This is a genomic window from Streptomyces ortus (assembly GCF_026341275.1).
Lineage (GTDB): Bacteria > Actinomycetota > Actinomycetes > Streptomycetales > Streptomycetaceae > Streptomyces > Streptomyces ortus.
In genome coordinates this window covers 2929271-2951954 of the sequence record NZ_JAIFZO010000002.1, presented here as the reverse complement: position 1 = coordinate 2951954, position 22684 = coordinate 2929271, and the positions used below count along the sequence as shown (strand labels likewise).

The 22684-nt window shown below is 71.1% G+C and carries 19 protein-coding genes; 6 read left to right on the top strand and 13 right to left on the bottom strand.

What is annotated here, in order from left to right; translation table 11 throughout:
- The first annotated feature begins 137 nt into the window (after window positions 1-137).
- Together K3769_RS16260 and K3769_RS16255 are read left to right on the top strand one after the other, a co-directional pair.
- The gene (locus tag K3769_RS16260; protein WP_267027148.1) at window positions 138-1688 is read left to right on the top strand and encodes an alpha/beta hydrolase; all 1551 of its coding nucleotides are present in this window, start codon (window positions 138-140) and stop codon (window positions 1686-1688) included.
- A gap of 126 nt (window positions 1689-1814) precedes the next feature.
- Complete coding sequence (locus tag K3769_RS16255) at window positions 1815-3371, top strand: alpha/beta hydrolase (RefSeq protein WP_267027147.1); 1557 nt, start codon at window positions 1815-1817, stop codon at window positions 3369-3371.
- A gap of 95 nt (window positions 3372-3466) precedes the next feature.
- On the opposite strand, the gene moeZ is transcribed toward K3769_RS16255, so the two are convergent.
- The 12 genes from moeZ to K3769_RS16200 form a co-directional block, all read right to left on the bottom strand.
- Entirely contained in the window at window positions 3467-4645 is a 1179-nt protein-coding gene (gene moeZ, locus K3769_RS16250) for an adenylyltransferase/sulfurtransferase MoeZ (RefSeq protein WP_267027146.1), read from the bottom strand.
- Between the two features lie 63 nt (window positions 4646-4708).
- Complete coding sequence (locus K3769_RS16245; protein ID WP_267027145.1) at window positions 4709-5458, bottom strand: spherulation-specific family 4 protein; 750 nt, start codon at window positions 5456-5458, stop codon at window positions 4709-4711.
- Window positions 5446-6405 (bottom strand): NAD-dependent epimerase/dehydratase family protein, encoded by a 960-nt coding sequence (locus tag K3769_RS16240; protein WP_267027144.1) that lies wholly within the window; start codon window positions 6403-6405, stop codon window positions 5446-5448. The genes K3769_RS16245 and K3769_RS16240 overlap by 13 nt, the downstream gene beginning before the upstream one ends.
- Before the next feature lie 171 nt (window positions 6406-6576).
- Window positions 6577-8370 (bottom strand): hypothetical protein, encoded by a 1794-nt coding sequence (locus K3769_RS16235; protein ID WP_372514953.1) that lies wholly within the window; start codon window positions 8368-8370, stop codon window positions 6577-6579.
- On the bottom strand, window positions 8367-10259 hold the full coding sequence (locus tag K3769_RS16230) for a DUF3492 domain-containing protein (protein WP_267027143.1): 1893 nt from the start codon (window positions 10257-10259) through the stop codon (window positions 8367-8369). The genes K3769_RS16235 and K3769_RS16230 overlap by 4 nt, the downstream gene beginning before the upstream one ends.
- A gap of 190 nt (window positions 10260-10449) precedes the next feature.
- Window positions 10450-12060 carry a dipeptide ABC transporter ATP-binding protein gene (locus tag K3769_RS16225; protein ID WP_267031399.1) on the bottom strand — a complete coding sequence of 537 codons (1611 nt, stop codon included), beginning with the start codon at window positions 12058-12060 and terminating at the stop codon, window positions 10450-10452.
- Window positions 12061-12146: 86 nt separating this feature from the next.
- Window positions 12147-13145, bottom strand: coding sequence for an ABC transporter permease (locus tag K3769_RS16220; protein ID WP_267027142.1), 999 nt, complete (start codon window positions 13143-13145; stop codon window positions 12147-12149).
- Window positions 13142-14275, bottom strand: coding sequence for an ABC transporter permease (locus tag K3769_RS16215; protein WP_267027141.1), 1134 nt, complete (start codon window positions 14273-14275; stop codon window positions 13142-13144). Before K3769_RS16215 ends, K3769_RS16220 begins: the two co-directional genes overlap by 4 nt.
- 4 nt (window positions 14276-14279) lie before the next feature.
- Window positions 14280-16004 carry an ABC transporter substrate-binding protein gene (locus tag K3769_RS16210; protein ID WP_267027140.1) on the bottom strand — a complete coding sequence of 575 codons (1725 nt, stop codon included), beginning with the start codon at window positions 16002-16004 and terminating at the stop codon, window positions 14280-14282.
- A 203-nt stretch (window positions 16005-16207) separates the two neighbouring features.
- On the bottom strand, window positions 16208-16300 hold the full coding sequence (locus K3769_RS41135; protein ID WP_314410954.1) for an Ms4533A family Cys-rich leader peptide: 93 nt from the start codon (window positions 16298-16300) through the stop codon (window positions 16208-16210).
- A gap of 78 nt (window positions 16301-16378) precedes the next feature.
- Window positions 16379-18139 carry a DUF3152 domain-containing protein gene (locus tag K3769_RS16205; RefSeq protein ID WP_267027139.1) on the bottom strand — a complete coding sequence of 587 codons (1761 nt, stop codon included), beginning with the start codon at window positions 18137-18139 and terminating at the stop codon, window positions 16379-16381.
- Window positions 18140-18147: 8 nt separating this feature from the next.
- On the bottom strand, window positions 18148-19146 hold the full coding sequence (locus tag K3769_RS16200; RefSeq protein WP_267027138.1) for an alpha/beta fold hydrolase: 999 nt from the start codon (window positions 19144-19146) through the stop codon (window positions 18148-18150).
- A gap of 171 nt (window positions 19147-19317) precedes the next feature.
- Here K3769_RS16200 and K3769_RS16195 point away from each other — a divergent pair, with 171 nt between their 5' ends.
- The 4 genes from K3769_RS16195 to K3769_RS16180 all read left to right on the top strand — a co-directional run bounded on the left by K3769_RS16195 (window position 19318) and on the right by K3769_RS16180 (window position 21380).
- On the top strand, window positions 19318-19569 hold the full coding sequence (locus K3769_RS16195; RefSeq protein WP_267027137.1) for an Rv3202a family protein: 252 nt from the start codon (window positions 19318-19320) through the stop codon (window positions 19567-19569).
- Window positions 19570-19819: 250 nt separating this feature from the next.
- A complete protein-coding gene (locus K3769_RS16190) occupies window positions 19820-20461 on the top strand; it encodes a TetR/AcrR family transcriptional regulator (protein WP_267027136.1) in 642 nt (213 codons plus the stop codon).
- A gap of 170 nt (window positions 20462-20631) precedes the next feature.
- Window positions 20632-20859, top strand: coding sequence for a DUF3107 domain-containing protein (locus K3769_RS16185; protein WP_055519750.1), 228 nt, complete (start codon window positions 20632-20634; stop codon window positions 20857-20859).
- A 248-nt stretch (window positions 20860-21107) separates the two neighbouring features.
- Window positions 21108-21380 (top strand): hypothetical protein, encoded by a 273-nt coding sequence (locus tag K3769_RS16180; RefSeq protein ID WP_267027135.1) that lies wholly within the window; start codon window positions 21108-21110, stop codon window positions 21378-21380.
- A gap of 424 nt (window positions 21381-21804) precedes the next feature.
- Here K3769_RS16180 and K3769_RS16175 read toward each other — a convergent pair whose 3' ends face one another.
- The gene (locus tag K3769_RS16175; protein ID WP_189769179.1) at window positions 21805-22542 is read right to left on the bottom strand and encodes a ferritin-like fold-containing protein; all 738 of its coding nucleotides are present in this window, start codon (window positions 22540-22542) and stop codon (window positions 21805-21807) included.
- Window positions 22543-22684: the final 142 nt, after the last annotated feature.

The following is a 22684-nucleotide window of genomic DNA, read 5'->3' as shown; positions in this document are numbered from 1 at the left end:
GCCGGCTTCCCGGCCTGCTCGGAGGTCCGCCCGGTCCGCCGGACGGCCGGTGAGGGTCCCGGGGGGCGTATGCGCCCTTCTCACCCGCTCGGCCCGCGCCCCGAGCGTCCCGCCCCGAGCGACCTCAGGATGGGCCTATGCCGAAACCCTCCCCGCCGCGTGCCGCCGCTCTGACCGCCACCGCCCTCCTGCTGCTGACGGCCCTCACCGGCTGCGGCGACGACGGCGGCTCCGCGAACGAGGACCTGTCGGCACAGAAGCTCAGCTGGAAGGACTGCCCGGAGCCGTCCGACTCCCAGGGCGGCGGGGACGCTCCGTCACCCCTGCCGGACGGCGACGACTGGAAGTGCGCCACCCTGAAGGCGCCCCTGGACTGGGAGAAGCCCAAGGGGGACACCATCGGTCTCGCGCTGATCCGCGCGCAGGCGAGCGGCGGCAAGGACCGGCGCATCGGTTCGCTGCTCTTCAACTTCGGCGGCCCGGGCGGCTCGGGCGTCACCACGCTCCCCGCCTTCGGCAAGGACTACGACGAACTGCGCACTCGCTACGACCTGGTCAGTTTCGACCCGCGCGGGGTCGGCCGCAGCGCCGGTGTGAAGTGCGAGGACAGCGAACAGCTCGATGAGTACTTCCAGCAGGACGCCACCCCGGACGACGACGCCGAGCAGCGGGCTCTGCTGGCCGGCACGAAGGATTTCAACAAGGCCTGCGAGAGGAACTCGGGAAAGCTCCTCCCCCATGTCCGCACCACCGACGCGGCCCATGACATGGACCTGATGCGCCAGGTCCTCGGCGACGACGAACTGCACTACTTCGGCATCTCGTACGGCACCGAACTGGGCGGCGTGTACGCGCATCTCTTCCCGAAGAAGGTCGGACGGGCCGTCTTCGACGCGGTCGTGGATCCGACGCAGAACTCCGAACAGGGGTCCCTCGGGCAGGCCAAGGGTTTCCAGCTGGCGCTGGACAACTTCGCCGAGGACTGCGCGTCCAAGGCCGATGAGTGCCCGCTCGGCGACAGCGCGCAGGACGTGAAGGACCGGATCGCCGAACTCCTCAAGGACCTCGACGGCAAACCGATCCCGGGCGTCTTCCCGCGCCGCCTCACCCAGACCGCCGCCACGAGCGGCATCGCGCAGTCCCTGTACTCCAAGGAATTCTGGGAGTACCTCACCGAAGGACTCCAGCAGGCGTACGACGGGGACGGCAAGGTTCTGATGCTGCTGGCCGACTCGATGAACGGGCGCAACCAGGACGGCGAGTACAGCAACATCAGCGCCGCCAACGTCTCCATCAACTGCGCGGACGACAAGCCGCGGTACACCGCCGCCGACGTGACGGCGAAGCTCCCGGAGTTCCGCAAGGCCTCCCCCGTCTTCGGCGACTACCTGGCGTGGGGCATGGTCGGCTGCACCGACTGGGCGGTGGCGGGCGACGCCGACCACCCCGATGTGAGCGCGCCCGGAGCGGCTCCGATCCTCGTGGTCGGGAACACCGGCGACCCGGCGACCCCGTACGAGGGCGCCGGGAAGATGGCGGACGCCCTGGGCAAGGGGGTCGGTGTCGAGCTGACGTACAAAGGCCAGGGGCACGGGGCGTACGACAGCGGGAACTCGTGCGTGCGCGCCGCGGTGAACGGCTATCTGCTGAACGGCAAGGTCCCGCCGGCCGACACGGTCTGCCCCTGAGTCGAGATACAAAGCAGCAGGTCAAAGGGTTATCCACAGGGCTCCGCGGTGCTCGCGGGGATCTGCCTACTATGGCCTGACTGTCATCCGCGACATCGGCGGACGACGATGCGAGGGGGAAAGTTCATGGCGCGTATCGCACGGTGGACGGCTCTGGCCGCCGCCACGTTGCTGGTGGCCGGCTGCAGCTCGTCCGGGGACGACGGAGGGAACGAGAAGAACGACGACGCGGGCAGGCCGACGGGACCGGCGTCGTCGTCCGTCACCATGCCGGGGCTGCCCGCCTCACTCACCTCGCAGAAGCTCGACTGGGGCAGGTGCAAAGCCACCGAGACCGGCCCCGCACCGGGCCGGGACTGGCGGTGTACGACGCTCAAGGTGCCGCTGGACTGGGCGAAACCGGCGGGCGAGACCATCGGACTGGCCCTGATCCGCAACGAGTCGAGCGGTTCCTCGGACGACCGCATCGGTTCTCTGCTGTTCAACTTCGGCGGACCCGGCGGCTCGGGCGTCGACTATCTGCCGCCGTACGGGCCGACGTTCGCGAAGCTCCACGAACGGTACGACCTGGTCAGTTGGGACCCGCGCGGGGTGGCCGCCAGTGAGGGCGTGCGCTGTCGCGGCGACAAGGAGGTCCAGGCGGCCGAGGCGGTCGACACCTCACCGGACACCTCCGCCGAGGAGACCGCGTTCTTCAAGGACGCCACGGACTTCGGCAAGGGCTGCCAGAAGTCCGCGGGCAAGCTTTTGGGACATGTCTCGACGACCGACACGGCCCGGGACATGGACCTGATGCGCCATGTCCTCGGCGACCGGAAGATGCACTACTTCGGAATTTCGTACGGCACCGAACTGGGCGGCGTGTACGCCCACTTGTTCCCCAAGAACGTGGGGCGGCTGGTCCTGGACGCGGTCGTCGACCCGAGCGCCGGCACGGTGGGTCACGCGGAGAACCAGGCCAGGGGTTTCCAGCGCGCTCTGGAGGACTATCTCGAATCCACGGGCCAGGACCCCGAGAAGGGCACCCAGGAGATCGCGGCCCTGCTCAAGCGGATCGACTCCGAACCGCTGCCGACCAAGAGCGGCCGTGATCTGACCCAGCAGCTCGCCCTCACCGGCATCGTCTACCCGCTCTACAGCAAGTCGTCCTGGCCGGCCCTCACCACCGCGCTCGAAGCGGCCGAAGGCGGCGACGGTACGGAACTGCTCGCGCAGGCCGACAGCTACAACGACCGTGATGCCTCGGGCAGTTACGGCACGACCACGCATTCCCAACGGGTCATATCGTGCTTGGACGACAAGGAGCGGCCGACGCCCGAGGAGGCGAAGAAGCGGCTGCCCGAATTCCGGAAGATCTCGACCGTGTTCGGGGAGTCGATGGGCTGGGACACGGCCGGCTGGTGCCACGACTGGCCGGTGGCCGGGCAGTACGAGACACCGGAGGTGAGCGCGCCCGGCGCGGACCCCGTCCTGGTGGTGGGCAACACCGGCGACCCGGCGACGCCGTACGAGGGTGCTCGCAGGATGGCGGACGAGTTGGGCAAGGGCGTCGGTGTGCAGCTCACCTGGAAGGGCGAGGGGCACGGGGCGTACGGGAACGGCAGCGACTGCGTCGACCGCACGGTGGACGACTACCTGCTGGACGGATCGGTACCGGACGACGGCAAGGTCTGCGGTTCGTAGCGGCACCGGCCGCCCTCGCCCGGACGACGGGAAGGGGCCCGGCACACGCGGTGCCGAGCCCCTCTCCGTACAGGCCGTGTCCCTACGGGGCCGGGCTAGTAGATCGGCTTCTCCGGCTCGATCTGGTTGACCCAGCCGATCACGCCGCCGCCCACGTGCACGGCGTCGGAGAATCCGGCCGACTTGAGGACCGCGAGGACCTCCGCGCTGCGGACACCCGTCTTGCAGTGCAGGACGATCTTCTTGTCCTGCGGCAGGGTCTCCAGGGCGGTGCCCATGAGGAACTCGTTCTTCGGGATCAGCTTGGCGCCGGGGATCGAGACGATCTCGTACTCGTTGATCTCGCGGACGTCGATGATCTCGATGTTCTCACCGTCGTCGATCCACTCCTTGAGCTGCTTGGGAGTGATCGTCGAGCCGGCGGCCGCCTCCTGGGCCTCTTCGGAGACGACGCCGCAGAAGGCCTCGTAGTCGATGAGCTCGGTGACGGTCGGGTTCTCGCCGCAGACCGCGCAGTTCGGGTCCTTGCGGACCTTGACCTGGCGGTACTGCATCTCCAGGGCGTCGTAGATCATCAGGCGGCCGAGAAGCGGCTCGCCGATACCCGCGAGGAGCTTGATGGCCTCGTTGACCTGGATGGAGCCGATGGACGCGCACAGCACGCCCAGGACGCCGCCCTCGGCGCAGGAGGGGACCATGCCGGGGGGCGGGGGCTCCGGGTAGAGGCAGCGGTAGCACGGGCCGTGCTCGGACCAGAAGACCGAGGCCTGGCCGTCGAAGCGGTAGATCGAACCCCAGACGTACGGCTTGTTGAGCAGCACGCACGCGTCGTTGACCAGGTAGCGGGTCGCGAAGTTGTCCGTGCCGTCGACGATCAGGTCGTACTGGCTGAAGATGTCCATCACGTTCTCGGCTTCGAGCCGCTCTTCGTGCAGGACCACGTTCACGTAGGGGTTGATGCCGAGCACGCTGTCGCGGGCCGACGCCGCCTTGGAGCGGCCGATGTCCGCCTGGCTGTGGATGATCTGGCGCTGCAGGTTCGACTCGTCGACCTCGTCGAACTCCACGATGCCGAGCGTGCCCACGCCCGCGGCGGCCAGGTACATCAGCGCCGGCGAGCCCAGGCCGCCGGCGCCCACACAGAGCACCTTGGCGTTCTTCAGCCGCTTCTGCCCGTCCATGCCCACGTCGGGGATGATCAGGTGGCGGGAGTACCTGCGGACCTCGTCTACGGTGAGCTCAGCAGCTGGCTCGACCAGGGGTGGCAGCGACACGGGGACTCCGTTGGTCGGTCAATCACTACAGTTGTTCTCCCCGTAACACTGCCACGCCCCTCTTCATTCCGAGACACCCGTTCCGATCCGCGAGACGAGTTCGTCCCAGTAGCCGGGAAGGCTCTCCCAAGGGTCCGCCGAACCCCCGCGGTCCGTGCGGTCGGTGAAGTAGATCGTCGAGGCACCCTGCCAGCGGGCGATGCGCAGCGCCTCGTCGAGATGCCCTCGGGGCATGCCGTGGACGAAGTGGCAGAAGCGCTCGGGCGGGTATTCGGCGGTCCACTCCGCCACCTGCGACCAGCGGTAGTCGCTCCAGGGGCCGGAGAAGGTCACCAGTTGGTCGGCGGTCTCGGCGTAGCCGGGATACGGATGGGTGCCATGGCCGAGGACGAGGTGGCCGCCGCCGAGAAGCGCCCGCAGGGTGTCGGCCGTGCGCCGGATCTCCGGGAGCGCTGTCCGCTCCGTGGGACAGCGGTCCATGAGGAAGCCGTCGACCTGGTACCAGTCGAGATAGCGGTGGGCTTCGGAGACGAGTTCACCGAAGGCGCGGGCGCCGTAGGTCACGTCGAGGTGGCCGAGCACGCGGACACCCGCGTTGCGCAGGCGCCCGGCGGCCTCCAGGCAGTGGGGGTCGGGGCGGGCGCCGGGGCCGTCGGAGACGTTCAGGACGACCCAGTGCAAGGGGGTCCCGGGGCGGGTGAGGCCGCCCCATTCGACCGGGGCGACCAGGGGGTGCGCATAACCGGGGACGCCGAAGCCGATCCTCAGATCCGTGCTCGCGCTGCCCGACGGTGTGCGGGTCAGATACGACATGCGGCCTCCATCCAGATGTCGGCGAGGGACTCCTCGAGGTTGATCCGGGGCCGCCAGCCGAGCCGGTCGCGTGCGGTGCGCACGTCGGCCTGCTGCCAGCTGCCGCAGCCGTCCGGGTAGGGGTACGCGGCCGGGGCCGTGTGCTCTGTTTCGGACCGGGGGTGGCCGATGGACGGCCTGGCGGGGCCGGGGACTCCGTCGAGTTCGTGGAGGGCTCCCCCGTAACCGGCGACGCGCGCGAGGACCGAGGCGGCGTCACGCAGGCGTACGGCACGACCGGATCCGATGTTGATGACGCCCTGCGCGGCGGAGAGGGAGGCGGCATGGACGGCACGGGCGACGTCGCGTACGTCGATGAAGTCGCGTTGGACACCGAGGCCGGCGAGTTTGAGGTCGCCGTCGCCGGCCTGCATGGCGCGGCGCATGGCTTCGGCGAGGCGTCCGAGCGGGGAGCCCGCCGGGGTGCCGGGTCCGCACGGCGAGAACACCCGCAGGACAACGGCGTCCAGGCCGGAGCCGAGGACCAGTTCGGTGGCGGCGAGTTTGCTCACGCCGTAGGGGCCGCCGGGGCGGGGCACGGCGTCCTCGGCCGTGGAGGAGCCGGGCTGGCTGGGCCCGTACTCCGCGCCGCAGCCGATCTGTACGAGGCGCGCCCCGCACCCGCTGCGGCGCAGTGCCTCGCAGACGGTGGCGACGGCGACGGTGTTGTGCCGGGTGAGCTCGCGGGCGCCGCCTCGGGTGGCACCGGCGCAGTTGACGACGACCCCGGGGTGCACCGCGTCCAGGAAGCGGGTGAGCGCCCCCGGGCTGCCGCTCGCGAGGTCGAAGCGTACGTCCGCGTCGTCGCCCCGGCCGAGCGCGGTGAGCTGCACGGCCGGGTCGGCGAGGAGACGGTCGGCGACGAAGCGGCCGAGGTATCCGTTGGCTCCGATCAGCAGCACCCTCATCGGGCGGCTCCCGGGGCGGACTCTCCGAAGCGGCGGGTGATCATCTGGCGTTCTCCTTCAGGGTGTTGCCGTGGGTCGTACGGAAGGCCCGCGGTGTCGGCCCCGCGGGAAGGGGTGTGCTCGGCACGGAGATCCATCACGAAATCCCGGGGGCCGAGAGTCGGTGGTGGCTCATGGCGCGTCGCCGTGGGCCGCGTGGGCGGAGGCCCGGGTGAGGGTCCTGGTCGCGTGGAGCAGCAGGACGAGTGCCGCGGCCCCGCACACGAGAGCCGGGATCGCGCCCGCTCCCCAGGCGCCGGCCGCGGTCTCCACGGGTACGGCCAGCGCCTCGCAGCCGGGGAGGCGGCTCGCGAAGACGCTCAGGAGAGCGACGGCCTCGCCCACGCCCGCGGCGGCGAGCATGACGGCGGGGGCGTGCCGGAATCCGTGCACGGTGAGAAGCCGGGCGAGCAGGAGGAGTGCGCCGAGGGCGCCGGTTCCGGCGTAGGCGGCGGGTTCGTCCAGTACCGCTCCGCACAGGGCGAGCAGGCCGCCGAAGACGCAGAGGAACAGCGCGAACACGCCGAACAGCAGGGGTTTCACGGAGGATGCGAAGTCCTCCAGGGCGCGGCTGGCGGCGAGACGGCGGCGGGCGCGTACGGCGAAGAGGTGGGCGCACCAGGCCGCCGGGGCGCAGGCCGTGCTCAGGGCCAGGACGGACGAGAGGGCGATCGGCCAGGAGCTGTCGGGGCTGCCGGTGGGTGGCCCGTCGGGGCCGCCCTCGATGGCGGCGGCGAGCAGGCCGTCGCCGAGGAGGGCGTAGGTGACGAGCCAGTAGGTCCACGCGCGGGTGGACGGTGTCGGGGACCACGGCCGCGTGGCGTGCAGGGGGCCGCGGCTGCGGGCCGCGCGTACGGCGAGGGCCACGGCGACTACGCCGACGACGGTCACCGCGAGGCGCGGCCGGCCTTCGGTGTACCGCAACCCGGTCACGACCGCCGCGCACAGAGCGCCCGGCAGCAGGGTGAGTACGGCCCAGTCGGCGCGGGCCTTGGGGGTGTCGGGTGGCTCGGGCCGCGGTGCGGTGTCCTCGGCGCGGGGTACTCGCGCGTACATCTCCTCCGCGAGGGAGAAGACGTCCCGGTGCCGGAAGTGGGTGGCGGTCCGGTCGGTCACCCCGTGCGCCTCCAGGGCCGCGGCGATCTCCAGAGGGTCCACCGCGCGCTCGCACAGTTGCCGATGGCGGTGCATCAGGGCCTTCACCGGGTCGGCGGCGCCGCGAGGGGCGGAGGGCGTGCGGTCGGCGACGACCGGCTCGCCGAGCTGGCCGTCGGCCTGGTCGTCGGCCTGGTCGGGAGCGACGACCGCGTCCACCAGGCCGAAAGCCTCCTGGTCGGAAACGTGCCGTTCGGACACCCGCTGTTCGGAAACCTGTCGTTCGGAAACCCGCTGTTCCGGAACCTGCTGTGCGGGAAGTTGCTGCTCGGAAACCTGCCGGTCCACAGTCGGAGGGGAGGCCTCCGCCGGGACCGTCACGGCGTCCCACGCCAGCCGGACATACGTCGCCGTCGAGGGATTCTGCTGCGTCCTCCGGGGCGATCCCTGGGGCGCCCCCTGCTCAAACTCCGGCTCAGGTCCCGGCCGGGTGTCCTGCCACGATCCGCGCCGGGCCTCCTGCGGCGCCTGCGCGACGGGCATCCCGTCCGGCCGGGCGGCCGAGTCTTTCGCCCAACTGGGGCGGAGGCCCGCCCGTCCCGTTTCGTCCGGGCGTGCGTCCGCGATTCTCGACTCGCCCAGCTGGACGTCGACCACCCGGGTCTCGCCGGGCTGGATGTCCACCACCTTGATCTCGCCCACCTCGGCGTTCAGGCCGCGCGAGTCCCCGAGGCCTCCCGGCTGCCGGGCCTCGGTGCCCGCAGTGTCCGCCGTGCCCTCGGTGGCGTTGCCGGCGGCCCGGTCCGCTGCTCCGATCCGTCGCGCGCTCACCACGCCCCCTCCCCCGCGGGCATGGGGTCGCCCGGAGCGAGCCCCAGCGGGACACCCCGTACCGGCGGTCCTGCCGCCCGGCCCGGGCCCGGTCTCCCGGCTCCCGGCCGCCTCGCCGGTTCCGGCCAGCTGCCCGGCACCTGCGACTCGACGGGTATGGCGAACGGAAGGGGCTCGCCCGCAGCGTCGACCACGACCCGCTGAACCGGACAACGCGAGACGATATCGAGGTAAATGCCGTGAAATGCCATGATGTTCTGCTCGACGGTGAACAGTTCGAGCGCCCGGGCGCGGGCCGCCGCGCCCAGCCGCGACCGGCGCTCCGGGTCGCGCAGCAGGGCGACGCAGGCCTCCGCGAGCGCCCGCGGGTTGCGCGGCGGGACCACGAGCCCTGTACCGCCGATGACCTCGACGACCGCGCCGACGTCCGTGGACACCGTGGCGCGGCCGGAGAACATCGCCTCGACAAGGCTGATGGGGAAACCTTCGACGACGCTGGACAGGACGACGAGGGCGCCCGCCGCATAGGCCTCGGGGAGGGTCGGTACGTCAGGACCGCCGATCTCCTCGAAGGAGACCGGGTCGTCGCCCACGGCGTGCACGCCGTGGGCCCCGTCGGGGAAGAGCTGCGCGGCGAGCGCCTTGCAGTTCGCCAGATACGTCGCGCCCTCCGGTCCGTCGGCGGGGGCTCCGACGATCCGCAGTCGCGCCTTCGGTTCCTCCTTGCGGATCTCCGCGAAGGCGTGCAGCAGCGAGACCAGGTCCTTGGCGGGCTCGATGCGCCCGACCCACACCAGGCTGTACGGGTCGGCGTGTTCGGCACTCTCGCCCACCTCCGAGAAGCGGGACGACTCCATGCCGGGATAGACGGTGCGGATCCTGGTCCGGTCGGCGCCGCAGCGCTCCTGCCAGCGGCGGGCGTGCGTGTTGCCAGGTGTGATGACCGCGGCCTGCCGGTAGGCCTCCGCGGCGAGCCGGCCGTGGAACGCCGCGAGCAGCGCCCGCGCCGGGGCCGACACCACGTGGCCCCGAAGATCCTCGCGCGGGCCCAGATAGTGCGCCCGCAGTTGCACTCCGTACTCCGTGACCAGCAGGGGTACACCCGAGAAGTGGTGGGCGAGCAGTCCCGGCAGGGCCGCGGCGCCGCCGGACGTGGCGTGGCACAGGTCGACCGAGCCGAGCCCGTCGTCGCCGTACCAGTCGAGGGAGAGGGGGCGCAGGGCGCGTTCCACCTGGGCGGCGACGGTGAGCAGATCCGGCACACGGGCGGTGCGCGCGGCGCGCAGTGCGCCGGGCGCGCGGCAGGCGCGTTCGAGGGCGCGCACCGCGGGCTCCGAGCGCAGGGCGCCGACCATGCCGCCCTCGTCCCGGGCCAGTTCGGCGAGCCCGTACAGCGCGCTGCCGAAACGGTCCGCCGTACCGGCCGAGGCACCCTCGACCCACCCCTGGACCGACCCCTGTACCGCCCCCTCGGCACGCCCCCCGGCGCAAGCCTCGGCTCCGACGGAACCCCCGGCCCCCGCGTCGGACACCGCATCGGACACCGCGGCGGGCCCCGGGTCGGGCGCCGCGACGGAAGTGGCACCGCCGAGTGCGTCGGCCGCGCACATGGCCGCCGCCAGCTCTCCGTAGCACTCGGCGAACCGGCGTCGGGCCCGTCGCCCGTAGGCGACGCCGTCCTCGTTCGCCGTCCAGAGCGGGGCGGTGCGCACCCGGCTCACCTGGGAGGGGAGCTGGATCCAGCCCTCGTCCTCCTGCTGCTCGCTACGGCTCAGCGCGTAGATGTCGAACTCGTGCTGTCCGAGCCCGCGCACGAGCCGGTCGCACCAGAGCCTGGCCTCACCGCTCACATACGGATAGCCACCCTCCGTAAGCAGTCCTATGCGCACGACCGCACTCCCGATCTCCCGTGTGGGGAGCCGCCGTTGACCCGGCGGCTCGCAGCGGGACGAACGTATGCGGACATGGCCGTGGTGCGATGGACGGTTGTCCATCGCACCACCAAAAGGGGTGAACGGTCGTAACTTTCCCGTGCGGGTCGCGTTCCGTCGCGCTAAGAGATCAACTGAACACGTTTCGTCATACGATGGCCAGTTGTTGGCGGGCGGCTCTACGGGTCGCCCGACGGGCGGCGGCCACCGCCGGATCGAGTGCGGGGACGGCGGCGAGCAGCTGCCGCGTGTACGGGTCGCGGGGTGACTCGTACACCTCGTCGACGGGTCCGTACTCGACGATCCGGCCGTCGCGCATCACGGCCACCCGGTCGCTGACCTGGCGTACGACGGCGAGGTCGTGCGCCACGAAGACCAGGGCGAGGCCGAGTTCGCGACGCAGTTCGCCGAGCAGGGCGACCACCTGGGCCTGGGTGGTGACGTCGAGCGCAGAGACCGGTTCGTCGCACACGATGACCCGCGGGTCGGCCGCCAGTGCCCGCGCGATGCCGACGCGTTGGCGCTGGCCGCCGCTGAACTCGTGCGGGTAGCGGTCGTAGTGCGCCCCTTCGAGCCCCACCCGTTCCATCAGCTCCCTTACGCGCTCCCGTATGCCCCCCTCGTCCCGCTCGCCGCGCGCCCGCAGAGGGTCGGCGATCGACTCGCCCACGCTGCGGCGGGGGTTGAGGGAGGAGACGGGGTCCTGGAAGACCATCTGCACGTCGGGACGGACCCCGCCGCCGGGGCTGATGCGCCCCGCCGTCGGTTCCAGCAGGCCGACCAGCATGCGGCCCAGCGTGGTCTTGCCGCTGCCGCTCTCGCCCACGATGCCGAGGGTCTCGCCCCGGCGGAGGGTGAGCGACACGTCGTCGACGGCCACGAACGCGCGCTTCCCGCGCCCGAACTCGCGCCGCAGCCTGACCGCTTCCAGCACGACCTCGCCCGCCACCGCGGCGGACGCCTCGCTCAGCACGTCGGCCCTCGGCGCGTCCACTCTCGGGACCGCAGTCAGCAGTTCGCGGGTGTAGGGCTGCGTCGGGGTGCCGAGGACCGTGGCGACGGGGCCGTGTTCGACCGCTCGCCCGTGCCGCATGACCAGGATCTCGTCGACGCTCCCGGCGGCGACGCCCACGTCGTGCGTGACGAGCAGGAGACCCATCCCCGTCTCCTCCCGCAGCGTGTGGAGCAGATCGAGGATCTGGGCCTGGACGGTCACGTCCAGCGCGGTCGTCGGCTCGTCGGCGATGAGCAGCTCGGGCTCGCAGGCCAGCGCCATCGCGATCAGGGCACGCTGACGCATCCCGCCGCTGAACTCGTGCGGTCGCGAACGGGACCGCCGGACCGCGTCCGGAATCCCGACACGGTCCAGCACCTCCACGGCACGCGCGCGTGCCGCCCGCCGCGACGCACGCGTGTGCACGCGGTACACCTCGGCGATCTGGTCCCCGATCGCGTAGTACGGGTCGAGGGACGACAGCGGGTCCTGGAAGACCATCGCGGCCCGTGCGCCGCGCAGCCGCCGCAGTTCGTCGTCCGACGCGCGCTGTACGTCGGTCCCGGCGACCTGGACCGAGCCGCCGACGTACGCGCCCGTGCCCCGGTGGAGCCCCAGCAGGGCCGAGGCGACCGTGGACTTGCCCGAGCCGGACTCGCCGACCAGCGCGAGCGCGGCACCCCGTGCCAGTCGGAAGGAGAGCCCGTCCACGGCCCGCAGTTCACCGAATCCAACGGTCAGACCGGCCACTTCGACCAGACTCATGCCGGTACCGCCCGCGTTTCCCGTGCCCATGCCGGTACCGCCCGCACTTTTCGTGCCCATGTCGGTACCGCCCGCACTTCCCCTGCTCATGCCAGTACCACCCGTCGGTCGGCCACCGCGTACAGCACGTCCGCGAGGGCGTTGGCGATGACGACGAAGAAGCCGACCACCAGGACCATTCCGACGACCACGGGGAGGTCGACGACATCGACGGCATGGACCAGTTCCCTCCCGATGCCGGGAAGCCCGAAGAGCGTCTCGGTGAGGACCGCGCCGCCGACGGCCGATCCGACGTTGTTGGCGTTCAGGGCGATGACCGGAGCGAGAGCTCCGCGCAACGCGTGCCGTCCGATGACCGACCGTTCGCCGACGCCGTACGCGCGGAAGGTCCTGATGTGGTCCTCGGCCAGGGTCTCCAGCATCGACGACCTGGTCAGCCGGGCGAACGCGGCGGCCTCGATCAGCGCGAGGGAGATCCAGGGCAGCAACAGGTTCCACGCCCACTGTTCGGGGTCGTCGGTGAGGTTCACGTACTGCGGGAAGGGCAGCAGTTCCAGTTCGCCGCAGACGACGATCATCAGGACGAGGCCGATGACGAAGACGGGTGTGGCCACGCCGACAAGCGTGACGCCGGTCAGCACCCGCTCGGTGAGCCGTCCGCGCCGCCACGCGGAGAGCACGCCGGTGCCGACGCCGAGGATCAGCCAGATCACCATCGACCCGAACACGAGCGACAGGCTGACCGGCAGCTTCGTGAGGATCAGCTCGGTGACCTGCTGGTCGCTCTGGTACGACAGCCCGAGGCAGGGCGCCGGGCAGTGCTGTACCGCGGTGCCGGTGGAGTAGTCCTGGCCGGCGACGAGCCCTTCCAGGAAGTGCCAGTAGCGCACGTACAGCGGGTCGTCGAGGCGCAGTTGGTCCGCTACCTGCTGGACCTGGGCGGGCGAGCAGCGCGGACCGCAGGTGATCTGGGCGACGTTGCCGGGGGTGACGTAGAAGACGACGTAGATGATCACCGAGATGGCGAACAGGGTGATCAGGACGCCGACGACCCGACGCAGGACAAATCCGGTGAAGCCACTCATGAGCCACCACCCCTGTCTGCCGTGTCTCGCGTGCCGTGCCTGCCTGCCCTGTCTGCCGTGCCTGCCGTGCCTGCCCTGCCCGCCCTGTTCGCTTTGGCCGCTTTGGCCGCTTTGGCCGCCCTGTTCACTTTGGCCGCCCTGGCCTCACGTCGGCGGCCCGTCCCGACCGTCAGCCGTGAGGCCGCGCGCGGGTCGAGGGCCGTGCGCACCCCGTCGCCGAGGACTGTCAGCGCGAGAACGGTCACGAAGAGCGCGCCCGCCGGCAGCAGTAGGTACTGCGGCGCGGCCTGGTACCAGACGTCGGCGGCGGTGAGCATCTGCCCCCACGACGGTGTCGGCGGCTGCACGCCGACACCGAGGAAGGACAGGGCCGCCTCGACGCTGATGTTGGAGGGGATGAGGATCGCGGCGTACGTGATGACGGGCGCCGCGAGTCCCGGCAGCAGCTCGCGCCGGGCGATCCGCCAGGTGCCCCAGCCACTGAGCCGGGCGGCGGCGACGTGGTCCAGCCCCTTGACGGTGAGGGTCTGCGCGCGGACGATCTTCGCGATGTTGCCCCAGGCGATCAGTCCGATGACGCCCGCGACCAGGACGGGCCGCGGGAAACCCGACGGCACGATCGCGAGCAGCGCGAGGGACATGATCATCAGCGGCAGGGCGACGATGATGTCGGTGAACCGGCTCAGCAGCTGGTCGACCCAGCGGGTGCCGAGCGCCGCCGCGACACCGACCAGCACCCCGAGGGCGATCTGCACGACGGTCGCGGCCAGCGCGACACCCAGCGAGACGCGGGCGCCGTGGACCAGCCGTGCGAACAGGTCGCGGCCGGTCTGCGGCTCGACGCCGAGCCAGTGGTCACCGCTCATGCCCCCGAACGGTCCGACCGGTACACCACCGCGTGCGGAATCGATCAGATCCGGGTGGTACGTGGTCGGATCCTGACCCTCGATCGCGGTGAGCAGCGGCGCGGCGAGCGCGACCAGGACGAGCAGGGCGACGACGGCCGCCGCGACGAGGGCGGCGCGCCGTGCGCGCAGCCGCCGCCAGAACTGACGGGCCCCCGATGCCCCCGGCACAACGGAGAGGTCCGTCGCGCCGGGGGCCTGGGAGGCGAGGAGTATGTCGCTCACGGCGCTACTTCACCGAGACCTGCGAGATGTCCAGCACCCCGGTCCAGTCGCTGATCACGATGTTCTTGACGTCCTTGCCGTACAGCCGCTTGTAGACCGGGTGGAACAGCGGCACGGTCAGCGCCCGTTCGCCGATCTTCTTGTCGAGCGCGCCCCAGCGGGTGGCGGCCTCGTCGAGGTCGGTCAGCTTGTTGATCGCGTCGATCTCGGTGTTGACGGACTTGTCGTCGAGGAAGCCGGTGTTGAAGTTGGCGCCGTCCTCGACGATCTGCCGGCCGTCGAAGATCGGGGCCAGGAAGGGACCGCCCGAGGGCCAGTCGGCACCCCAGTGCGCCAGGAAGAAGCCGGGCTCGGTCCTGGCGTTGTGGATCTTGTCCTTGTAGTCGTTGTCCTCCAGGCCCTGGAGCTTGACGGTGATCCCGGCCTTCTTCAGGGCGTCCTGGATCGCGGTGGCGATCTCGGGGCTGGTCTCGAAGTCCTTGGCGTTGGAGTGGGTGAGTGTCACGGTCAGGCCCTTCGCGTGCCCGGCCTCCTTCAGCAGTTCCCTCGCCTTGTCCGCGTTGCCGGACTTCCCCGCCGGGAAGTGGTCGTAGGCGGTGTGGCCGAAGGACTTCTGGTCCGGCAGGTACGTCGTCGCGGCCTCGGCCAGCGAGGACCCGCCCGCCGCGTTGATCACGGAGGCGCGGTCGATGGCGTACGAGATCGCCTGGCGAACCTTCGGGTCGTCGAACGGCTTCACCTTCGGGTTGAAGGCGATGTAGTTCGTGTAGCCGAAGTGCCCGGTGCCGACCCGCGCGGCCAGTTCCTTGTCGCCGCTGACCTTGGCGAGTTCGGCGGGTCCGAGGTTCGTGTCGGTGGTCACGGCGGCGGCGTCCGCGCCCTGGGAGGAGGACAGCCGCTGGTTGATGACGGACGGGTCGAGCCCGGAGCGTACGTCGATCGTGTCGGGGTAGGCCTTGCGCTCGGCGTCCGTCGACGCGGACCAGTGCGTGTTGCGCTCCAGGGTCAGCCGCTCGCCGTCGTTCTCGTTCCTGACGACCTTGTACGGGCCGGACGAGACCGGGTGATCCTCGTACTTCGTACCGGTGTCCTTGGCCTTCGGGACGGGCGCGAACTGCGTCTGCGTGGCGAGGTACGGGAACTCGCCCTCGGGCTTGTTCAGACGGAAGACGATGGTCCGCTCGTCGGGCGTCTCGATGGAGTCGAGGCCCTTCTTGTCCTTGTAGGGGCCCTGATAGTCGGCCCCGCCGATCAGCCAGTCCCGCAGGTAGGGCGCGCCGCCGGAGAGTTCGGCCGCGAAGGAGCGCTCGATGCCGTACTTGATGTCGGCCGAGGTGATCACGCTGCCGTCCTCGTACCTGAGGCCCTTCTTCAGCGTGTACGTCCACACGGTCGCGTTCTTACTGGGTCGGCCGGTGTCCGTGGCGAGGTCGGGGACGACCTCGGCGCCCTCGGCCCCGTCCTCGCGGTTGCGCGTGGTGAGCGTACGGAAGACGAGCGAGGGGACGTTGCCGCCGCCGGAGGTGTAGAGGCGGGCGGGGTCGAAGTCCTGCTGGGGGTCGGAATTCAGGACCGTGAGGGTGCCGCCCTTGGCCGGCTTCGCGTCCGCGCCGCCGGATGTGGCCTTGGCATCGTTGTCCTCCGGCCCGCAGGCGACTGCACCCGCTGCCACGGCCAGGCTGACGGATACGGCGGCCAGACGGCGCGCTGTGACGGACGATTGGCGCATGGGAGGAAACCCCTCGGGAGAATTCGGCGAATACCGCGCGCGAACAGGGCGCGGCAGAAGGAAGTGATCGCGGAAATCGCCCCGAGGGCACGCCGGCACGAGAGCACAGCAATACGAGGGCACTCTTGAAAACACCAGGCACCGTGATTCCGGTGCCGGACGAGACAGGAAAAGAACGCCGACGCGCGCGCCAGGGGCGAGGGTCAGCGACAGTGAATGTCGGCCACGCAGAGCGCGGTCACGCCGAACAGCGCCAGCTCAAGGGCTGCGCGTACGGAGATGTGACGAGGCGACATGCGAGAAAATATGAACGAACTTCTCCCGCCTGTCAATGTGAGCCGCCCCTCTCCCGGCCACCGTCTCTCCGCGCCCGCTCAACTCGACGGGAAGGGCCAGGGGTTGGGCAGGCACTTGATCCCGTCGTGGTTCAGGAACTTGGTCTGCTGCTGCATGACGGGCGCGAGCCCGCCGTCGACACTGCAGCTCACATGCCCGTACCCGAGCCGGTGCCCCACCTCGTGATTGATCAGCATCTGCCGGTACGAGTACATCTTGTCGCCGAATGTCTCGGAGCCCTGGGCCCAGCGATACGCGTTGATCATCACGCGGTCGGTGGCGGCCGAGTCGCAGGAGACGTTGTCCACGGTGGTGTCGAGTCCCGACTTGGCGCACCAGAACGCGGTGGTGCCGGGACTGGCGAGCGTGATGACGAAGTCGGGCTTTCCGGAGGAAATGCGTTCGAAGGTACGGCCGCCGCCGTGCGCCCAACTCCGCTTGTCGTTCAGGGTTTTCTGCACGGCCTGCGCGAAGAGCTTTCCGTCGAGCCCGAGGGACTTCTCCACGTCGACGCGGTAGGTGAATTTCTGCCCGGGTCCCGGCGCCTTGTCGAAGCCGGTGATCGCGTCGAATTTCCCGCCGCCCTTGAGTTTGGCGTCCAGGGGGTATTTCGCCGTCATCTGCTGGGCGTACGTCAGCGTCGCCGCGCTCGGTTTGGTGGAGGGCGCGGGCCGTTTGTCGGTGCGTGACGCCGAGTCCTTGGCCTGCCGGTCGGCGCCGCCGGCCGCCTGCGGGCCCGCGTCGTCGTCCCTGCCGCCGTCGGCGACCTGGCCCGCCACGACGACGGCCAGCACGGTGGTGACGGCCGCGGCGGCGATGCCGGTGAAGGTGCGGCCCTTGCCGCCGTTGCCTCCCTTGCCTCCCTTGGCCTTGTCCGGCCCGGTGTCCGGCGTCTTCGGCCCCCGGGGCGGCGGCGTCCTGTGCTCGACCTCCGCGTCCGGGTCGGTGACGGGGGCGAAGGGGTCCGCGCGCAGCGCAGCCGCGGCGGGTGTGGCGGTGCGCGGCGCGAACTGGTCGTCGCCACCGCCCGCACCGCCCGCGCCGCCCACGCCGCTCTCGCCGAACGCGTCGACGTATGCCTGGCGCGGGCCGCTCGCGCCCGCGGCGCCCGGCCCGTACCGCTGCCCGGGGATCGGCGCGCCCTGGCCCGGGCCGCGCGGAGGCCCTTGCGGGGACGCCTGCGGTCCCCCGGCTCCGTACGTTCCCTGTGTTCCGGGCGTTCCCTGTGTTCCGGGCGTTCCCGGCGTTCCGCGCGTTCCCTGTGTTCCGTACCCGGTGGTCGTCCGGGGCGCGCCCCAGCCGCCGCCCGCCTCACGCTGCTCGGGGTGACCGCCGCGGACCGGGGGCGTGCCGTGGGTCGGGGGGCCGCCGGCGTTGCGCGGCGCGCCCTGCGCCGGACCGCCACCGGGCAACCGCGGGAAGCCGTGGGCGGGAGTGCCGTCCGGCAGCCGGGGAAATCCATGGGCAGGGGTGCCGTCGGGGAGCCGCGGGAACCCGTGCGCGGGAGTGCCGTCCGGCAGCCGCGGGCCTCCGCGGCCGGGCGGGCCTACGGGGCCCTGCCGGCTTCCGGGTTGCTGCTGGTTTCCGGGGCCCTGTGGAGTCCATCCTTCGGGCAGGCGGGGCACCCCCCGAGCGGGTGCCCCGGCCGTGGGTGGAGGTGTGGACTGCGGTCCGCCCGGCGGCCGTCGGCGTCCCGCCGCCGCTCCGGTGGTTCCCGTCTCCGGCCGGGCAGCCGGAACAGCGGGAGGGTCGGCGGTGTCGCCCTTGGGGGCGGGCCCGCGCCGGCTGTGACGTCCCACGTCCCGCTTCAGCTCCTCGCGCCGGTAGCACCGATAGCGCCGCTGTCGGTCAACTTGCCTGTGTCCGCGAGGAGTTCGCGGAAGGCCGTGGCCATGGTCTCCGGGTACTCCATCATCGCCACATGTCCCGCGTCAGGCAACGTCAGCAACCGCGAGTCCCTGAACGCACGCGCCGCGCGCTGAGCCATACGGTACGAGACGAGCTGGTCGCGGCCCCCGTAGACGAGCAGTGTAGGCGCGAGCACCCGCTCGGCCTGGCGCCACAGTCCGTGCTGGCCACCCAGCGTGTACGCGTTCACGATGCCTCGCGCCGAGCGCGCCATGACGTCCCAGAAGTACGGAAGGGCGAGCCGCCGCTCCATCTCCTCGACCGCGTTGCGAAATCCTTCCGGCGTCACCATGCCCGGATCCCCGTAACAGAGCGCGGTGACCCCCCGCACCCGCTGCTCGGCGGTCCATCCCTTGGTGAAGCTGGTGAACAGGGCCGCCACCCCGGGCAGGGCGAGCAGCGCCGTCGGGACCGCGCTGCGCTGCACCCGCAGTTCCGGAAGCGCGGGCGAGACGAGCGTGAGCGTGCGGACGAGATCGGGGCGTACGGCGGCCACGCGCGTCGAGACCGCGCCGCCCAGCGAGTTCCCGAAGAGGTGGACGGGTCCCCGCTCGGCCGCGTCGAGATAGCGGATGACCGCGCGGGCGTGTCCGGTCACCGAGTAGTCGCCGTCGTCCGGCGGCGGCGAGTCGCCGAAGCCCGGCAGATCGATGGCCTCGCTGTCCACGAGGCCGTCCAGGAGCGGCATGAGCGCGGACCAGTTCTGCGAGGAACCGCCGAGCCCGTGCACGTACAGCGCGGGCGGCAGTCCCTCGACGGCCGGCGGCCTCGAACGGACCGTCAGCGTGATCCCGGGGAGCCCGACCGTGCGCAGCCGCTCCCCCGCCGCCACCCTGACGGAACTGACCTTCGGCGCGACGGAGGTGGCCAGCACTGACGGCAGTTCGGTCGAAGACATGCGGCAATGTTACGAGACGATCACGCGCTGGATCATGTGTTCGCCGTCACAGGAATGGGCCCCGGCCCGGCCGGATCGCGTAGCGGCCCCATTCCGGGTCTCATAGGCTTCGTGAACGAGGGCACTCGTACCGGCGCAAGAACGCACACGCACCGCTCGGGAAGAGGACTCATGACTGTCGACCCCACCGACCTCACCGACCCCACCGACCCCACCGACCCCGAGGCTTTCGAGGACACGGACGACACCGGCGCGACCGAGGTCGACGTGGAGGCCCCCGAGGCCGATGCCGCCGAACAGCGGACGGATCTCGCACCCCGGCGGGACGACCCGCTGACGGACGCGGACCCGGACAGCGCCAGCGAGGCGGACCTCGCCGAACAGGCGAGAGTCGTGGAACTGGACGAGGACGACTATCGGTGAATCCGTCCCGGTACCGGTACCGGGATCGGGATCGGGATCGGGATCGGGATCGGGATCAGCGGCCCCGCGGGAATCCCGCGGGAATCCCGCGGAAACCCGTTGGCCCGCCATGACCCGCTATGGCGCGATCTGCACGGTTCACGGGCGTCCGGTCCGTGAAATTCTCCGCTCGCACCGCGCACACCACGGTTACCGAAAAGTACGATGGCCGCGCGGCGCTCACCGCATGTGGACGATTTTGGGAGGCGGCGTGACAGCCATCGAGCAGACAGAGGCGGCACGCCCGCGGGGCACACGCCTGCCGCGCCGTGCCCGACGCAACCAGCTCCTCGGCGCCGCCCAGGAAGTGTTCGTTGCGCAGGGATATCACTCGGCCGCGATGGACGACATCGCCGAACGCGCGGGCGTCAGCAAGCCGGTGCTCTACCAGCACTTCCCCGGCAAGCTGGACCTCTACCTCGCCCTGCTGGACCAGCACTGCGAGTCCCTGCTGCTCGCGGTACGGACAGCGCTGGCGTCCACCTCGGACAACAGCCTGCGCGTACGGGCCACCATGGACGCCTACTTCGCGTACGTGGAGGACGAGGGCGGCGCCTTCCGGCTGGTCTTCGAGTCGGACCTGACGAACGAGCCCGCGGTGCGCGAGCGGGTCGACAAGGTCACGTTCGAGTGCGCGGAGGCGATCTGCGAGGTGATCGCGGAGGACACCGGTCTGTCCAAGGCCGAGTCCATGCTGCTCGCGTCGGGGCTCGGCGGACTCGCCCAGGTGGTGGCCCGCTCGTGGCTGCACAGCGACCGCAGCGTGCCCCGCGAGCAGGCGGTGCAGCTGCTGACGTCGCTGGCGTGGCGGGGCATCGCCGGTTTCCCCCTGCACGGCGTCGAGCAACACTGACCGGGGCCGGTCCCGCGCACGCGCGTCGGTGGCGACCGCCACTTTGTTCCCACGAGGTGTTCGCTCCTGGCGTTCTCGGGCGGAGCGTGCGCGTCCCCTCACCGGGCTAATGTGTGCTGCGTACGGCGCGGAGATACGCGCACATCAGTGACCGTCGGAGGGACATAGCCGTGGAGGTCAAGATCGGCGTGCAGCACGCGCCCCGCGAGATCGTTCTGGAGAGCGGTCAGACCCCGGAAGAGGTCGAGCGCGCGGTGTCCGAGGCGCTGGCAGGCAAGTCGCAGCTGCTCAGCCTGGTGGACGACCACGGCCGCAAGGTCCTGGTACCGGCGGACCGCCTCGCCTACGTGGAGCTCGGCGAGCCGACGGCCCGCAAGGTGGGCTTCAGCGCGCTGTAGGGCGTAGGACGCAGGGCGCGCCGCAGAGCGTGGAAGAGGGGTCCGGAGGCCGTCGGCCACCGGGCCCCTTCGCCATGCGCGCCCTGTTCCGCGTCCACCGCGTCACCTGTCTGCGGCTCACCCCTACCTCCCGTCCGCGCTTCACAGATGGAGCACAACTCATCCACACGGGAGGGTTGCATTCCGCAGGTCACGGGTATGACGGGCTACGACCGAAGTGCACACAGCCGTGCGGAAGGGACCCCCTCATGTTCTTGGAAGCGCTCGGCTCGGCCATCCTCGGTCTGGCACTGGCCCTGGCGGCGGCGTACCGCCTGCCGCACCGCCTGCCGGTCCGCAGGATCGTCGTCCCGACGGGCGTCGCGGGCGGCCTTTTCGGAGCCTTTCTGACCCACACCGCGCTGGGTTCCGTCGGCTTCCTGCCGGTGATGCTGGGCGCGGCAGCCGTGGCCGCGGCCTCCGTCTCCCTGCTCCTACGCCCCGCGGGAAGACTCCGCCACCACCACTCGGCAACGGTCTGAAACCCGACGACTAACGACCGCGGGGAAGGGCGCACAGGCGCCTCGGTCAGGCCCCCGAAGGGGCGCGGGGAACGGCGCAAAGCTCTTACCGCCCGCACGTAAAAATCAAGGGCCCCAGGCAGGCCCCCCAAGGGGCGCGGGGAACTGCGCATCACCCCACAACCCGCACCCGCTCACCCAGACGCCCCCAGCCCCTCAACCCGCGCGGGGAACGGCGCACAGCCCTTACCGCCCGCCAGACGACCCCAGGGCCGGGGCCCCACGCAGGGGCCCTCAAGGGGCGCGGGGAACGGCGCACAAGGTCCCACGGGCAGCCGGACGAACACCAAGAGCCTCGCAGGCCCGAAGGGGCGCGGGGAACGGCGCAATCCGGCCCCGCCGGCCCGCAGCCCCGCATCACCCCCGCCCCGGAAGGGGCAACCGCTCAGGCGGCCAACCCCAGCGCCGCCATCCTCTTCGTGTGCGCTTCCGTGATCCGGGAGAACATCCGCCCCACCTCCGCGAGGTCGAACCCGTCCGCGACCCCGCCGACGAGCATCGTCGACAACGCGTCCCGGTCCGCGACCACCCGCTGGGACTGCGACAGCGCCTCCCCCATCAACCGCCGCGCCCACAGGGCGAGCCGCCCACCCACGCGCGGATCCGCGTCGATGGCGGCCCGCACCTTCTCGATGGCGAACGACGCATGCCCCGTGTCGTCCAGAACGGCCAGCACGAGCTGCCGCGTATCGGCGTCGAGCCGCGCCGCGACCTCCCGGTAGAAGTCACTGGCGATCGAGTCGCCGACGTACGCCTTCACGAGCCCTTCCAGCCAGTCCGACGGCGCGGTCTGCTTGTGGAACCCGTCGAGCGCGGCGACGAACGGCTCCATCGCCTGCGTCGGCTCCGCCCCGATCTCGGTCAGCCGGGCCCGCAACTGCTCGAAGTGGTGGAACTCGGCCGAGGCCATCTTCGCCAGCTCCGCCTTGTCCCCGAGCGTCGGCGCCAGTTTGGCGTCCTCCGCGAGCCGCTCGAACGCCGCCAGCTCCCCGTACGCGAGCGCGCCGATCAGGTCCACGACCGCGGCACGGTACTGGGGGTCCACGGAAGCCTGGGCCCAGTCCTGGGCGGCGACTCCGGTGGGTTCGGCGGGTGCGTCGGAAGATTTGGCTGGCGTCGTCATGAAGCGCACAATAGCCCGCTCGCCGCACGGCGTAAGGCCCTGGTCAATCAGTGTGACACCGGCTACGTGACCAAATCGGCCATCGCATATGCGCGGATCCGGGGTATGGTGGTAATGCGCTCGCTGAGTTGATCTACGTGAC